The following is a 13,788-nucleotide window of genomic DNA, read 5'->3' as shown; positions in this document are numbered from 1 at the left end:
CTTTCGCTCACCCCGGACGGACGAGGACGACGCCATGACGATGCCTTCGACGACCCCCACGCCCGAAACCGCGGCCGAAGCGCGCCCCCGCGTCCGGCCGCCGTCCCCCGTCGGGCCGCCACCCCGGCGCCCGGCGCCGCCGATCAGCCGCGCCGCGTTCGAGGCGATGCTGGCCGACCCCGCCATCCCCGACCGGGCGATCCGCCCCTACGTGATGCTCGACCCGCTCGCCGGCGGGCCGCTGATGCCGCAGGTGATCCCCAACCCCGCGCGGGTGGACTATGGCGAGGCCGAGTCGGCGGCGGCGATGGCCTCGCTCAACGGCGTGGCGCGGTGGCGGCGGCTGCAGGCCTACCGCCAGCGCATCGCCGCCGGGTGGCGCGGCCCCAAAGTGGTGGCCGAGGGCGATTCGTGGTTCCAGTATCCCTTCCTCATCGACGATGTGGTCGATCACCTCTCCGGGGTCTGGGCGATTCACTGCCTCAGCGCCGCGGGGGACATGCTCTCGGACATGGCCCGGCAGGACGAGGTGGGGGTGACCGTGCGGGCCGAGCGCCCCGACCTGCTTATCCTCAGCGGTGGCGGCAACGACGTGCTGGGCGCGGGGCTGGGGCGCTGCCTAGTGCCGTGGCGGCCGGGGGCGCGCGCGGACGACCTGATCGGGCCGGGGTTCGCGCCGCTGCTCGGCGCGACGCTGGAGCTTTACGGCAACCTGATCGAGACCGGGCTGAGCGCCGGCGCACCGCGGGTGGTCTGTCACAGCTACGACCGGGTGGTTGCCGCCAACGGCCGCTGGCTCGGCCAGCCGCTGGCGCGGCTCGGGATCGTCGATCCGACGCTGCAGTCGGCGGTGCTGGGGCTGCTGATCGACCGCTTCCACGCCGGGCTGACGGCGCTGGCCGCGCGCTTCGGCGGGCGGGTGATCGTGGCCGACTGCCGCGGCAGCGTCCCGCGCGGCCAGTGGCACGACGAGCTGCACCCGACCAGCTTCGGGTTCCGCGGCCCGGCCGGGATCATCCGCGCCGCCGCCCGCCACATCGGCCTGGGCGAAGCGGTACCGGGGGGACTCGAGTCGGTCGACCTCGCGCCGCCCGAGGAGGCCGTCGCGCCCGCCCGCCCCTTGCCGGTCGCCGACGCCGCCGCCATCGAGGCGCTGCTGGCGCTGCCCGAGGACGCGTTGATGAACGAGATCGGCCGCCGCGACACGCTGATCTCGCTGCGCCCGGACGCGGCCCAAACCCTGACGCTCGAGGTGGCGCCGGTCGGGCTCGAGGGGGTCGGCGACGCCTTTGCCGCGCTCGGGCAGCGGCTCTTCGGCCGCTGGCACCGCGAGCTCTACGGGCTGGTCTGCGGCCCTGCGCCCGCCGACGCCGCCGCCCGCGACGAGCTGCGCGGCGCGCTGGGGCTGGGCGAGACGGCGATGGTCGGCGCGCTGACCGCGGCGCTCTCGGCCCTCGGCTGCCCGCCGCTGCTCGCACCGATGATCGCCATCCTGATCGTCAAGAAGGGCATCTACCCGGCGTGGGAGGAGACCTGCGCCTGGTGGGGACAGCAGCTCGATCCCGCCCCTCCGCAAGGGTAGGGCGTGTCTGACAGATGGTGGGGAAAAGTGGCGGACCCGGAGCGATTCGAACGCCCGACCCCCAGATTCGTAGTCTGGTGCTCTATCCAGCTGAGCTACGGGTCCGTCGTAGGGCGGCTACCTAGGCCGGGGCGCGGGGGGTTGCAAGGGGGAAAACGACCCGGCGCGCGATATTCCTCGCGCGCCCGTAACCTGCGCCGAAGGGACCCGCCGCCTAGGCCGCGGCGACCTCGCGCGGCAGGCGCAGCAGGAACTCGGTCCCTTCGGCGTCGCTGCGCACCAGCTCAAGGCTGCCGCCGTGCCCGCGCACGAGGTCGGCGGCGATGGCAAGGCCGAGGCCGGTGCCGCCCTTGCGGATGCCGCCGGTGAAGGGCTGGAACAGGTGGTCGAGCGCCTTCTTCGGCAGCCCCGGCCCCGTGTCGCCGACGCGGATGCACCAGTGCGTCTCGTCCTCGGCGCCCGACAGCTCGATCGTGCCCGGCTGGCGCGTCGCGGCGATCGCCTGCCGCGCGTTGCGGGCCAGGTTCGAGAGCACCCGGTAGAGCTGGTCCCGGTCGGCGCGGATACGCAGCCCGGCCGGCACGTCGGTGACGAAGTCGACCTCGCCCCCGTCGCCGGCCGCCTCGGCGGCGAGCGTCTCGGCCTCGACCACGTCGGCCACCAGCGGCGCGAGGTTGAAGATCGTCAGCGTCGGCTGCGGCTCCTCCGCCTTGCCGAAGGCGAGCGTCGTCTCGCACAGGTTCACCGCCCGGCTGATCGATCCCACGAGCTTCGGCGCCGCCCGCCGCACCGCCGGGTCGGCGCTGTTCTCAAGCCGGTCGGCGAGGATCTGGCTGGTCGACAGCACGTTCCGCAGGTCGTGGCTGATCTTGGCCACCGCCTGCCCCAGCTGCGCCAGCCGCTCGCGCTGCTTGAGCGAGGCGGTGACGGTGCGCTGCATGGCGGCGAGCGCGGTCTCGGCGGCGCGGACCTCGCCCATGCGGGCGGCGGGGGTGATGATCGTGCGGCTGTCGTCGGGCGAGGCGGCATAGGCCGTCATGTGCCCGATCACCCGCCGGATCGGCCCCACGATCAGCCGCTGGGTGGCGAGGTTCAGAAGCAGCGCGGTCAGGACCGAGAACGCCGCCGACACCGCCAGCAGCCGCAGGGTGAAGTCGATCATCGCGGTCCGCATCGGCGCGGTGTCCATGGTGATCTCGATCAGCTGCCCGGCCTGGCGCACCGGCTGGCCGATCACCCGGATGATCTCGGGCCGGGCGTTGACCAGGTCGTGCAGCGTGTCGCGCACCGCCCGCGGCCAGCCTGTCTCGCGCAGGTCATAGGTGGCCGAGATCGGCCGCGGCAGCTTCGAGGACAGCACGAGCTGGCGCACGTCGTCGCGCCGCAGCACCACGTTGAACACCCCCGCGTTCTCAAGGAGCTCGCTCTCCAGATCGGCGGCGATCGATTCGTCGGTGGCCAGCAGCGCGAGGCTTGCGATCTGCGCTCGCTCGAGCCGGGTGGCGAGGTAGTCGCGGCGGAACCCGGTGACGCTGGGCACGAGGATGAGGACTTCCGCCAGCAGGACGAAGACGATCGTCAGCAGTGCAAACCGGCCGGAAATGCTGTTGAGGGTCATGGCGTTCCGTATCTCGCCCCGCTCGGCCCGGGCAATGCGGCCTGGTCGGACAGGGACGGGGAATCAAACAAACGTGAACTGGCACGGTTCCCTGACAGCGACCTTGCCGCATCGGCGCGCGCGGGGCAACGAGGGCGCGCCGGCCCGCGCGGCGAAGGGTTTTTCCCGCGTTTTCGCGGGCGCCCCGCGCGGTTTGCGTGTTGACTCGTCCGGCGCACCCCCCTATCTGACGGGCTTCGCATTACCGGCGCGTTTCGCGCGGGGTTTCCCCGCGCCTCTCGCGCCATGTCTGTTGGAGCACGACGATGAAACGCACCTTCCAGCCGTCGAACCTGGTTCGCGCGCGCCGGCACGGGTTCCGCGCCCGCATGGCCACCAAGGGCGGCCGCAAGGTTCTGGCCGCGCGCCGGGCCAAGGGCCGCAAGGTCCTGTCGGCCTGATCTTGGCCGGGGCCTCGCCTGACCCGTCCGCCGCCCCTGCGGGCGGCGCCGGGGCCGGGCGGCGGCCCCTCGTCACCCTTGCGCGGCGCGCCGACTTCCTGCGTGCCGCATCGGCCCGCCGTCAGGGCACGGCGGGCTTTCTGCTGCAAGCCCGCCAGCGCCCCGAGGGCGACGCGACCCCCGCGACGATGGTCCGGGTCGGCTACACCTGCTCGAAGAAGCTCGGCAACGCCGTGGCCCGCAACCGCGCCAAGCGCCGGCTGCGGGCACTCGCGCGCGAGATCCTGCCCGACGCGGCACGGCCCGGCTGGGACTATGTCCTCGTCGGCCGGCCCGAGGCGACCGCCACGCGCGACTTCGCGCTGCTGCGCGCCGACCTCGAAGGCGCGCTGCGCCGTGTCCATGCGGCCCCCGAGCCGACGCCCGCGACCGATCCGGGCGCTGCGCCGCGCCGCCGGGGCGGGCGATGAGCGCCGGGCACGGGCCAGACGCGGGGCGCTGCGCGGGGCATCCGCCGCGCGGGACCCCGGCGCCGCGCGCCATGTCCCCCGCCGCACGGATCGTCGCGCTGCCGGTGCGGGCCTACCGCCTGTTGCTCAGCCCGTGGATCGGCCACGGCTGCCGGTTCCAGCCCACCTGCTCGGTCTACGCGCTCGAGGCGCTCGAACGGCACGGGGCGCTGCGCGGCACCGCGCTGATGCTGCGCCGGATCGGGCGCTGCCACCCGTGGGGCGGGTCCGGCTATGACCCGGTGCCGCCCGCCCGCCACGAGAGGGTCGGACGATGAGCGGGCCGCGCCGCGTCCTGCCGGGGCTGCTGCTGGTCCTGCTGGCGGGGCTGGCGCTGGTCGTGCTGCTGACGTTCGTGTTCGACGCCTGGGGCCTCTGACCCCGCGCCGCGTTTCCTCCCAATGACCCAGCCCCGTGCGGGCGCCGACCGGACCGCCTCATGCTCGACGACCTGACCGACGACCCCGCCGACCCCCGCACCGACGCCGCCGACGACACCGAGATTCACCCGCTCTTCCGCGGCGCCCCCAGCTCGACCGAGTTCCGCAAGCTGCGCAAGCGGCTGGTGCGCGAGGTGCGCGCCGCGCTCGAGACCTATCACATGGTCACGCCGGGCGACCGCTGGCTGGTGTGCCTGTCGGGCGGCAAGGACAGCTACACCCTGCTCGCCGTGCTGCATGAGCTGCAATGGCGCGGGCTCCTGCCGGTCGAGCTGCTGGCCTGCAACCTCGATCAGGGCCAGCCCGGTTTCCCGGCCACCGTGCTGCCGCAGTTCCTGACCGAGCGCGGGGTGCCGCACCGGATCGAGTATCAGGACACCTATTCGGTGGTGAAGGCCAAGGTGCCCGAGGGGCGCACCTATTGCAGCCTGTGTTCACGGCTGCGGCGCGGCAACCTCTACCGCATCGCGCGCGAGGAGGGGTGCAGCGCGGTGGTCCTCGGCCATCACCGCGACGACATCCTCGAGACGCTTTTCATGAACCTGTTCCACGGCGGGCGGCTGGCGGCGATGCCGCCGAAGCTGTTGAACGAAGAGGGCGACCTGAACGTGCTGCGCCCGCTCGCCTTCGTGGCCGAGGCCGATTGCGACCGCTTCGCCCGCGCGATGAACTATCCGGTGATCCCCTGCGATCTCTGCGGCAGCCAGGAGGGGTTGCAGCGGATGCAGGTCAAGAAGCTTCTCGACGAGTGGGAGGCGCGCAGCCCCGGCCGCCGGCAGGTGATGTTCCGGGCTTTGACCAACATCCGGCCCTCGCAACTGCCCGACCCGGCGCTGTTCGACTTTGCTGCGCTGCGCCCGCGGACGGGCGAGGCGGCGGCGGATGACACCGTGCCGCGCCTGCGCGACTAGGCGCGCTCAGCCCAGCAGATCGACGGCGCTTTCCGGCCAGTGCCGGAACGGCAGCACCCGCCCGTCGCGGCGGCTTTCGGCCACGCGGTCCAGATCGACCGTCGCCTTGACCCAGCCGGGCGCGTCCATACCGCCCTCGGCCACGATCCCGGTCTCGGGCCACAGCCCGTCCGGCGGCGCATAGATCGCCGCGCGCCCGCGGTTCTCGTCCAGCGCCGGGTTCCAGTCCACCGCGCCCACGGTCGGCGCATGGACGACGACGCACTGGCTTTCCAGCGCCCGCGCCATGGCGCCGATCCGCACCCGGTTGAACCCCGCCACCGTGTCGGTGCAGCTCGGCACCAGCAGGACCTCGACCCCCGCCTCGGCCAGCCGGCGGGCGATCAGCGGGAACTCAGAATCGTAGCAGATGGCGACCCCGAGCCGCCCCACGGCCGTGTCGAAGACCCGCAGGCCGGGGGCGCCCGCGACGTGCCACTCCTCGCGCTCGAAGCGGGTCATCACCTGCTTGTCCTGGTGCCCGATCCGCCCCGAAGGGCCGAACAGCACGGCCCGGTTCAGCACCGTGTCGCCCGCAAACGCCGGGCCGGAGGCCGCGAGGATATGGACCCCGTGCGCCGCCGCGAGGCGGGCGTGCAGCGCGTCGCGGGCGGCCTCGTGGCGGGCGACCTCGCGCAGGCTGGCCTGCAGGTCGCCGGCCACCGCGGGGCCGCCGAGGCCTGCCAGCTCCATCGCGCCGTATTCGGGGAAGACGAGCAGGTCGCAGTCGGCGGCGCTCTCGACCCAGGCGGTGATCTTGGCTTCGTAGGCGTCGAAGTCGGCCTGCCAGTCGATGGGATAGGCGGCGGCGGCGATGCGGATCTCGCGCATGGGGGCGTCCTTCGGTGGCGGCGACGGGCCCAGCCTAGGCCAGCGGGCGCAGGCTGGCGAGGGCCGCGTTCTCGGCCCGGATGCGCACCCACAGCACCAGCGCGTTCAGGACCGAGAACACCACCGCCACCCAGACCAGCCCCAGCACCATCGGCGCGACGGCGATCTCGGCCACCACGACGGTATAGTTGGGGTGCCTGAGCCAGCGGAACGGCCCGCGCGCGACCAGCGGCTGGGGCAGCACGATGATCCGCGTCGTCCAGCGCGGCCCGAGGCTCGCCAGCACCCAGAGGCGGGCGAGTTGCAGCGCCGCGAAAAGCGCGAGCCAGACCGGCCGCACCGTCTCGCCCCACCCCCACAGGGCGATGGCGGCCAGCCAGCTGGCGTGCAGCGCCACGATCAGCGGGTAGTGCGCGGCGCCATGCTCCACCGCGCCCTGCGCCAGCAGCCGGGCGGTGTTGCGCCGGGCAATCGCCAGCTCGGCCAGCCGCTGGACCACGAGGAAGGCGATGAACAGCGCCGAGGGCCAGACTGCGGTCATCGCGCCCTCAGACATCGAGCGGGATCGCCGAGAGCGTGAACCCCGGCCCCAGCGCCGCCAGCATCAGCCGCCCGCGCGCGCCCTGCGCCAGCACCCGCTCCAAGACGAACAGCACCGTCGGCGCGGACATGTTGCCCGCGTCGCGCAGCACGGCGCGCTCGGCGTCGAGCGTCCCGGGGGGCAAAGCCAGCGCATCCTCGAGCGCCGTCACCACCTTGGCGCCGCCGGGGTGGCAGACCATCCGCGCCACCGGCGTGTCGCCAAGCGCGGGGGCGAGTGCGGCCATGGCGGCGGCGATCTCGGCCGTGACGAAGGCGGGGATCGAGCGGTCGAAGATCACCCCCAGCCCCCGGTCGTCCACCGACCAGCCCATGATGTCGAGCGTGTCGGGCCACAGATGCTGCGCCCCCCGGCCCAGCACCGGCCCGCTGCCCGCAGCGCCGGGCGCGTCCGAGGCCAGCACCACCGCCGCCGCCCCGTCACCGAAGAGCGCGGTCGCGATGATGTCGGCCTTGTCCATCCGGTCCATGCGGAACAGCAGGGTGCAGGTCTCGACCGCGACCATCAGCACCCGGGCGCCGGGCCGGGCGGCCGCCAGCTCGCGCGCGATGGAAAGCCCGCTGACGCCCCCCGCGCAGCCGAGGCCGAAGACCGGCACCCGCAGCACGTCGGCGCGGAACCCCATCTCACCCGCGACCCGCGCCTCGAGCGTCGGCGTCGCCACCCCGGTCGAGGAGACGGTGACGATCACGTCGATCTCGCCCGCAGTCACGCCCGCAGCGGCGAGCGCCCGGCCGGCGGCGTCCCGGAACAGCGCCGTGGCGCCGGCGAGATAGGGTTCGGTGCGCGCCTGCCAGCCGTGATCGCCGCCGAACCAGTCGAGCGGCACGACCGAGCCGCGCTGGTCGATCCCGGCGTTCTGGAACGCCGCCGCGATGCGGTCGAACTGCGGATAGCGCGGGGCAAGCAGCGCGTGGGCGCGGGCGGTCACCTCGTCCTGGCGCAGGATGTGGGGCGGCAGCGCGGTGGCGAGGCCCATCAGCCGGACGGTGGCCCCGGCGGGTGGGACGAGGCCTTGCGGGACCGGCAGGGGCGTGTTCAGCGGGACATTCATGGGGCGGTTCCTCTCGGCGGCGGGGCGCCGGGGCGCGGGGGAGTCAGGGCGTGACGGCAGCGACAGGCGCAGGGTCAACCCGGCCGCGGGGGCAAGGGTTGCCGACCGGGGCGCGAGGGGCCGAGAAAGCCGGCGCCGGCTTACGGGGCGCTGACGGGGGCGGTTGATCTAAAGCAGCCGGATCCAGAACTGCAGCGGCTTCTCGGTGTCCTCTGCCGCGCCCACGTCGCGCCAGCGGAAGCGGGCGATGACGCCCGGCAGCGGCGCATAGCCGCGCTTGCGCCAGAAGGCGTCGAGCGGACGGTAGTCCGCGGGCCGCGCCGGGTGGTCGGCGGGGCGGATCACCGAACAGAACGCCGACCAGCGGAAGCCGAGGGCGCGGGCGTGCGCCTCGCGTGCGTCGAAGAAGGCGTGGCCGAGGCCGCGGCCGCGGAAGCCGGGCAGCAGCACCGATTCGGCGCAGTAGAAGATGTCGGACAGCGGCTCGGGCCGGCCGGCGAAGGCGGCGGCGAAATCCGCGGCGTGGTGTTCCATCGGCGCGCCGGTGGCGGCGCCGATGATCGGCCCGCCGGTCCCGTCGCGGGCGGTGACGATCACCGCGCCGGGGTTGGTGTAGGCGCGCAGATAGTCCCGCTCATAGGCCGCGTCGCCGTCGTAGAGATAGGGCCAGTCACGGAACACCGCGATCCTCAGCCGCGCGACGTCGTCGAGCACCGCCGTGGCGGCCGCGCCGGTCAGGGTCTCGGTCGGGGTGGTGCCGGTCACCCCGCGCTCACCTGCCGCGTCCAGTCGGCGAGGTTGTAGTAGGTCGTCACCCGCGTGATCCGCCCGTCCCGCACCGCGAAGAACGCCCCCGCGGGCAGGACGTAGCGCTGGCCCCACGCCTCGGGCAGGCCCGCATCGGTGCGCAGGTATTCGCCGTGCACGGTGAACTCGGCCGCCGCGCGGGTGCCGTCGTCGCTCGCCATGATGTTCAGGTCGGCCAGCCGCTCGGCGTAGCTGTCGGCCATGTGGCGGCTGAAGTCGGCAAAGGCGTCGCGGCCGCGGCGGACCTCGCCCTCGTTCACGTGGTGTTCGACGTCCTCGGCCAGCAGCGCCAGCATTCCGTCCGCGTCGCCGCGGTTGAAGGCGTCGTAATAGGCGGCGATCAGGTCGAGCGTGGCGGCACGGGACATCGGGAACCTTTCGTTGCGGCGGGGGCAGGTTGCGCTGCAAGCGGGTGGCATGGCAAGCCGGACCAAAGCACGGGGGCCAAGGGGGCGGCATGGACGCGCGCAGGATCGACTGTTTCGGGGCCTACGACCTGCGCGGTCGGCTGGGCGAGACGCTGGACGCGGACGTGGCCTGGCGCGTCGGGCGGGCCTTTGCCGCGCGGCCGGGCACCCGCCGGGTGGTGGTCGGGCGCGACGGCCGCGACAGCTCGCCCGCGCTGGCCGCCGCGCTGACAAAGGGGCTGGTCGCGGGCGGGGTCGAGGTGCTCGACCTCGGCATGGCCGGGACGGAAGAGATGTATTTCGCCACCGACTTCCTCGGCGCGGATGGCGGGATCGAGGTCACCGCCTCGCACAACCCCATCGATTACAACGGGATGAAGCTGGTCAAGGCGGGCGCCGCGCCGCTCGACCCCGCGACCGATCTGGCCGCGCTCAAGGCGCTGGCCGAGGGCGGGGCGTTCTCCGACGCCGCGCCGGGCCGGGTGGTCGATGCGTCGGCGGTCCGGGCCGATTACGCCCGCCGGGTCTGCGATTTCGTCGACGCCGCCGCGCTGCCGCCGCTGCGGGTGCTGGTCAACGCGGGCAACGGCGCGGCCGGCCCCGCCTTCGACGCCATCGCGGCGGAACTCGCGCGGCGCGGCGCGACGCTCGACTTCTTGCGGATGCACCACGACCCCGATCCGAGCTTCCCGCACGGCATCCCCAACCCGCTCTTGCCCGAGAACCAGCCGGTGACGGCCGAGGCGGTGCGGGACCACGGCGCCGATCTCGGCGTGGCCTGGGACGGGGATTTCGACCGCTGCTTCCTCTTCGACGAGACCGGCCGCTTCATCCCCGGCGAGTATGTCGTGGGGCTGCTCGCCGCGGCGTTCCTGGCCCGTGAGCCCGGCGCGCGGATCGTCCATGACCCGCGGGTGGTCTGGAACACCCGCGACGTGATCGCAGGCGCGGGGGGAGAGGCGGTGCAGTCCCGCACCGGCCACGCCTTCGTCAAGCAGACCATGCGGGCCGCGGGCGCCGTCTATGGCGGCGAGATGTCCGCGCATCACTATTTCCGCGACTTCGCCTTTGCCGACAGCGGGATGATCCCGTGGCTGCTGGTGGTGGCGCAGATGGGGCGGACGGGGCTGCCGCTGTCGCAACTGGTGGGCGCGCGGATGGCGGCCTTCCCGTCCTCGGGCGAGATCAACTTCCGCCTGGACGACCCCGACGCCGCCATCGCCCGGGTGCTCGCGGCGCACGCCGGCGCGGCCGAGGCGCGGGACGAGACGGACGGCATCAGCCTCGCCTTCGCCGACTGGCGCTTCAACCTGCGGCGGTCGAACACCGAGCCGGTGGTGCGCCTCAACGTCGAAAGCCGCGGCGATGCGGCGCTGGTGGCGGCGAAGGTGGCCGAGATCCGGGCGCTGCTCGGCGCCTGAGGTGACCCTTGCGGTTGCCGGCCTACGCGCGCGAGCCCGATCTGCGCGCCTACGCGCGCAGGCCCGCGAACCGCGCCTGCCACCCCTCGCGGTCGGTGTCGGCGATCTTGGCGAACAGCACCTCGGGCACGGCGAACGCCTGTCCCGGCTGCACCGCGGCGAGGTAGTCGCCCAGGTCGCCCTCGGGCCAGTCGGCGGGGATGCCGGGCAGCACCGCCTCCATCGCCGCAGCGGCGAAGGGGATGAACGGCGCCGAGATCGCGGCGTAAAGCCGGATCAGCGCCAGCCCCATGCGGGCCTGCGCGGCGGCGGCCTCGGGGTCGGTCTTGATCGTGGACCAGGGCGCCGCGGCCTGCAGGTATTCGTTGCCGAGCACCCACATGGCGCGCAGCTCGGCCGCCGACTTGCGGACCTCGCGGGCGTCCATGAACCCCTCGTAGGCGCCGAGCCGCTCGGTCAGCGCGGTGACGAGCTCGGCCTCGCGCGGGCCCCAGGCGGCGCCCTCGGGGACCGTCTCGCCGAACTTGGCGCGGCTGAACTTGGTGATCCGGCTGACGAAGTTGCCCAGCACGTCGGCCAGGTCCTTGTTCACGCTGGCCTGGAAATTCTCCCAGGTGAACTCGCTGTCCGAGGATTCGGGCGCGTGGCTCAACAGCCACCAGCGCCAGTAGTCGGCCGGCAGGATCTCGAGCGCGTGGTCCATGAACACGCCGCGGCCCTGGCTGGTCGAGAACTGCCCGCCGTCATAGGTCAGGTAGTTGAACGACTTGATGTAATCGACGAGCTTCCACGGCTCGCCCGATCCCATGATCGTGGCCGGGAACGAGAGCGTGTGGAAGGGCACGTTGTCCTTGCCCATGAACTGCGTGTAGGTCACGTCGCCCGCGCCCTCGTCGGTGCGCCACCAGCGCCGCCAGGCCGCGTCGGGCTGGCCCTTGCGGTCGGCCCATTCGGCGGTCGCGGCGATGTATTCGATCGGCGCGTCGAACCAAACGTAGAAGACCTTGCCCTCCATCCCGGGCCAGGCGGCGTCGCCCTTCTTCACCGGGATGCCCCAGTCGAGGTCGCGGGTGATGCCGCGGTCCTGCAGCCCCTCGCCGTCGTTGAGCCACTTGCGGGCGATCGAGGTGGTGAGGATCGGCCAGTCGGTCTTGCTGTCGATCCAGTCCGAGAGCTGCCCGCGCATCGCCGACTGGCGCAGGTAGAGGTGCTTGGTCTCGCGGATCTCGAGGTCGGTCGAGCCCGAGATCGCGCTGCGCGGGTTGATGAGGTCGGTCGGGTCGAGCTGCTTGGTGCAGTTCTCGCACTGGTCGCCGCGGGCCTTGTCGTAGCCGCAGTTGGGGCAGGTGCCCTCGATGTAGCGGTCGGGCAGGAAGCGGCGGTCGGCGTTGGAATAGACCTGCCGCTCGGAGACCTCGCGGATCAGCCCGGCCTCGGCGAGCTTCCCGGCGAAATGCTGGGTGAGCAGGTGGTTGCGCTCGGAGGACGAGCGGCCGAAGTGGTCGAACGAGAGGCCGAAGCGGGCCGCGATGTCGGCCTGGGTCTTGTGCATCTCGGCGCAGTAGACGGCGACCGGCTGGCCGGCCTTCTTGGCGGCGAGTTCGGCGGGCGTGCCGTGCTCGTCGGTGGCGCAGATGAACATCACCTCGTGCCCGCGGGCCCGCAGGTAGCGGGCGTAGAGGTCGGCGGGCAGCTGGCTGCCGACGAGGTTGCCCAGGTGCTTGATGCCGTTGATGTAGGGGATGGCCGAGGTGATGAGATGGCGGGTCATGGCGCGCGTCCTTTGCTTGGCCGCTGTGTAGCGGGCGGGCGGGCAAAGTGGAAGAAGGGGGCGCTCGCGCCCCCTCTGGCGCGCGCAGAGCGCGCGCGCCATTCACCCCCTGAGGATATTTGGATCCAGCCCGAGGGGCTTTACCGGATCTCAAGGATTCCGTGGCAGATGTGGCGGTGCGGTACAGGCGGGGACGCCGATGACCGCTCCAGACCGAGGCGCCCCCTGTCCCGCCCGACGCGGCCGGATCGGGGGCTCCCACCCCCGAGGCGGGCGGCCTCGGGCTGGACGGAAATATCCTCGGGGGGAATGAACGCTTGCGTTCATGGGGGGCAGACAGCCCCCATCGACAGGGAACCGAGGCGCCGCGTCTTGCCGGAGAGCACCTGCGAGAGGGGTAAGGCAAGCACCTGCGAGGGGGGTAGACAGATGCACCCCGGGGGCCGCAACGCGCCTGCGCGCGCGGGGGAGAAGAGGCGCTACCGAGGGGAGGCACGCTCCTGTACGCGCGGCGGGTCACCGCCGCCAATCAGCGCGCTAGTTCAGCGCCGGCGGTCGCGGCGGGCGCTCATCGGCTGGAAGGCGACGCCGACATGGGCCTCGCAATAGGGTTTGCCGGGCTGGGCGGGCAGGCCGCAGAACCAGAACTTGTCGGTGGCCGGGTCGCCGATGGGCCATTTGCAGGTCCGCTCGGTCAGCTCCATCAGGCTGAGCTTGCGGGCGCGCTTCTCGACCTCGCGCACCGAGGCGAGCGCCTCGGGCGAGATCTCGTTGGCCGAGGGCTGCGGCGGCAGCGGCTGGCCAGCCGGCACGATCGGGCGGCGCGGGGTGAAGACCGGCTGCGGGGCGGGCTCGGGCGCGGTCTCGGCGTCGTCCTCGGGCAGCGGGGCGGCGTCACGGGCCGTAGGCGCCGGGCTCGCCGCCGCATCGCCCGGCTCGGCGGTCAGGTTCGCGGCGGGCCGCGGGCTGCCCGCGGCTGCGCGGGGGACTGAGGGGGCGGCGGCGGGCGTCGGGCTTGCCGCGGCGCCCGTGGCGGGGGCGGTGTCGGGCGCGTCGCTCTCGGCCTCGGCGCGGGCCGGGCGGGGGGTGTCGGTTGCGTCGGCGGCGGCGGGGGGCGCGGCCGAGGTCGGGGCAGGGGCGGCGGTCGCCTCGTCGCTTTCGGTGCGGTTCGACAGTCCCAGGCGGTGGACCTTGCCGATCACCGCGTTGCGGGTCACGCCGCCGAGTTCCTTGGCGATCTGGCTCGCCGACTGGCCCTCGGCCCACATGCGTTTCAGCGTCTCGACGCGGTCGTCGGTCCAGGACATCGGCGGCTCCTTGCGGATCGGGGGCGGATCGGGCGGTGCGGGGCACGAGG

The 13,788-nt window shown here is 73.3% G+C and carries 14 protein-coding genes and 1 tRNA gene; 6 read left to right on the top strand and 9 right to left on the bottom strand.

Annotation, left to right across the window (positions count from 1 at the left end; genetic code table 11):
* The first annotated feature begins 34 nt into the window (after positions 1–34).
* Positions 35–1,582: an SGNH/GDSL hydrolase family protein gene (locus tag BLW17_RS09780; RefSeq protein ID WP_036735031.1), complete on the top strand. Its 1,548-nt coding sequence runs from the start codon at positions 35–37 to the stop codon at positions 1,580–1,582.
* A gap of 28 nt (positions 1,583–1,610) precedes the next feature.
* Here the strand turns inward: BLW17_RS09780 and BLW17_RS09775 are convergent.
* Both BLW17_RS09775 and BLW17_RS09770 read right to left on the bottom strand, forming a co-directional pair.
* Positions 1,611–1,687: transfer RNA gene (locus BLW17_RS09775), tRNA-Arg, on the bottom strand.
* Positions 1,688–1,796: 109 nt separating this feature from the next.
* Positions 1,797–3,200, bottom strand: a complete 1,404-nt coding sequence (locus tag BLW17_RS09770; RefSeq protein ID WP_036709569.1) for a sensor histidine kinase — start codon at positions 3,198–3,200, stop codon at positions 1,797–1,799.
* Positions 3,201–3,505: 305 nt separating this feature from the next.
* Here BLW17_RS09770 and rpmH point away from each other — a divergent pair, with 305 nt between their 5' ends.
* The 4 genes from rpmH to ttcA all read left to right on the top strand — a co-directional run bounded on the left by rpmH (position 3,506) and on the right by ttcA (position 5,500).
* Positions 3,506–3,640 (top strand): 50S ribosomal protein L34, encoded by a 135-nt coding sequence (gene rpmH, locus BLW17_RS09765; RefSeq protein WP_036703770.1) that lies wholly within the window; start codon positions 3,506–3,508, stop codon positions 3,638–3,640.
* Between the two features lie 2 nt (positions 3,641–3,642).
* A complete protein-coding gene (rnpA, locus tag BLW17_RS09760; protein WP_331429089.1) occupies positions 3,643–4,110 on the top strand; it encodes a ribonuclease P protein component in 468 nt (155 codons plus the stop codon).
* Positions 4,111–4,181: 71 nt separating this feature from the next.
* The gene (yidD, locus tag BLW17_RS09755; protein ID WP_036735029.1) at positions 4,182–4,427 is read left to right on the top strand and encodes a membrane protein insertion efficiency factor YidD; all 246 of its coding nucleotides are present in this window, start codon (positions 4,182–4,184) and stop codon (positions 4,425–4,427) included.
* Between the two features lie 161 nt (positions 4,428–4,588).
* Positions 4,589–5,500, top strand: coding sequence for a tRNA 2-thiocytidine(32) synthetase TtcA (gene ttcA / locus BLW17_RS09750; RefSeq protein WP_052176511.1), 912 nt, complete (start codon positions 4,589–4,591; stop codon positions 5,498–5,500).
* Between the two features lie 6 nt (positions 5,501–5,506).
* Here ttcA and BLW17_RS09745 read toward each other — a convergent pair whose 3' ends face one another.
* The 5 genes from BLW17_RS09745 to BLW17_RS09725 form a co-directional block, all read right to left on the bottom strand.
* The gene (locus BLW17_RS09745; protein ID WP_036735039.1) at positions 5,507–6,361 is read right to left on the bottom strand and encodes a carbon-nitrogen hydrolase family protein; all 855 of its coding nucleotides are present in this window, start codon (positions 6,359–6,361) and stop codon (positions 5,507–5,509) included.
* Positions 6,362–6,404: 43 nt separating this feature from the next.
* Positions 6,405–6,911: an isoprenylcysteine carboxyl methyltransferase family protein gene (locus tag BLW17_RS09740; RefSeq protein ID WP_036735026.1), complete on the bottom strand. Its 507-nt coding sequence runs from the start codon at positions 6,909–6,911 to the stop codon at positions 6,405–6,407.
* A gap of 7 nt (positions 6,912–6,918) precedes the next feature.
* Positions 6,919–8,025 carry a type III polyketide synthase gene (locus tag BLW17_RS09735; protein ID WP_081969188.1) on the bottom strand — a complete coding sequence of 369 codons (1,107 nt, stop codon included), beginning with the start codon at positions 8,023–8,025 and terminating at the stop codon, positions 6,919–6,921.
* A gap of 168 nt (positions 8,026–8,193) precedes the next feature.
* A complete protein-coding gene (locus BLW17_RS09730) occupies positions 8,194–8,790 on the bottom strand; it encodes a GNAT family N-acetyltransferase (RefSeq protein WP_170835596.1) in 597 nt (198 codons plus the stop codon).
* Positions 8,787–9,200 carry a ketosteroid isomerase-related protein gene (locus tag BLW17_RS09725; protein ID WP_036735023.1) on the bottom strand — a complete coding sequence of 138 codons (414 nt, stop codon included), beginning with the start codon at positions 9,198–9,200 and terminating at the stop codon, positions 8,787–8,789. The genes BLW17_RS09730 and BLW17_RS09725 overlap by 4 nt, the downstream gene beginning before the upstream one ends.
* 89 nt (positions 9,201–9,289) lie before the next feature.
* On the opposite strand from BLW17_RS09725, the gene BLW17_RS09720 reads away from it, so the two are divergent.
* Entirely contained in the window at positions 9,290–10,660 is a 1,371-nt protein-coding gene (locus tag BLW17_RS09720) for a phosphohexomutase domain-containing protein (protein ID WP_036735019.1), read from the top strand.
* 49 nt (positions 10,661–10,709) lie between these two features.
* On the opposite strand, the gene metG is transcribed toward BLW17_RS09720, so the two are convergent.
* Together metG and BLW17_RS09710 are read right to left on the bottom strand one after the other, a co-directional pair.
* Positions 10,710–12,431, bottom strand: coding sequence for a methionine--tRNA ligase (gene metG, locus BLW17_RS09715; RefSeq protein WP_036735017.1), 1,722 nt, complete (start codon positions 12,429–12,431; stop codon positions 10,710–10,712).
* Between the two features lie 542 nt (positions 12,432–12,973).
* Entirely contained in the window at positions 12,974–13,738 is a 765-nt protein-coding gene (locus BLW17_RS09710; protein ID WP_074826505.1) for a GcrA family cell cycle regulator, read from the bottom strand.
* Positions 13,739–13,788: the final 50 nt, after the last annotated feature.

This window comes from Paracoccus sanguinis, from assembly GCF_900106665.1.
GTDB lineage: Bacteria > Pseudomonadota > Alphaproteobacteria > Rhodobacterales > Rhodobacteraceae > Paracoccus > Paracoccus panacisoli.
Note: the sequence above shows the minus strand (reverse complement) of the source record. Positions and strands in the feature narration are given on the sequence as shown.

What these genes read in the sequence shown, in the direction of transcription:
- BLW17_RS09780 (WP_036735031.1), top strand. Translation starts at nt 35, where the DNA reads ATGACGATGCCTTCGACGACCCCCACGCCCGAAACCGCGGCCGAAGCG.
- BLW17_RS09770 (WP_036709569.1), bottom strand. Translation starts at nt 3,200, where the DNA reads ATGACCCTCAACAGCATTTCCGGCCGGTTTGCACTGCTGACGATCGTC.
- rpmH (WP_036703770.1), top strand. Translation starts at nt 3,506, where the DNA reads ATGAAACGCACCTTCCAGCCGTCGAACCTGGTTCGCGCGCGCCGGCAC.
- yidD (WP_036735029.1), top strand. Translation starts at nt 4,182, where the DNA reads ATGTCCCCCGCCGCACGGATCGTCGCGCTGCCGGTGCGGGCCTACCGC.
- ttcA (WP_052176511.1), top strand. Translation starts at nt 4,589, where the DNA reads ATGCTCGACGACCTGACCGACGACCCCGCCGACCCCCGCACCGACGCC.
- BLW17_RS09740 (WP_036735026.1), bottom strand. Translation starts at nt 6,911, where the DNA reads ATGACCGCAGTCTGGCCCTCGGCGCTGTTCATCGCCTTCCTCGTGGTC.
- BLW17_RS09735 (WP_081969188.1), bottom strand. Translation starts at nt 8,025, where the DNA reads ATGAATGTCCCGCTGAACACGCCCCTGCCGGTCCCGCAAGGCCTCGTC.
- BLW17_RS09725 (WP_036735023.1), bottom strand. Translation starts at nt 9,200, where the DNA reads ATGTCCCGTGCCGCCACGCTCGACCTGATCGCCGCCTATTACGACGCC.
- BLW17_RS09720 (WP_036735019.1), top strand. Translation starts at nt 9,290, where the DNA reads ATGGACGCGCGCAGGATCGACTGTTTCGGGGCCTACGACCTGCGCGGT.
- metG (WP_036735017.1), bottom strand. Translation starts at nt 12,431, where the DNA reads ATGACCCGCCATCTCATCACCTCGGCCATCCCCTACATCAACGGCATC.
- BLW17_RS09710 (WP_074826505.1), bottom strand. Translation starts at nt 13,738, where the DNA reads ATGTCCTGGACCGACGACCGCGTCGAGACGCTGAAACGCATGTGGGCC.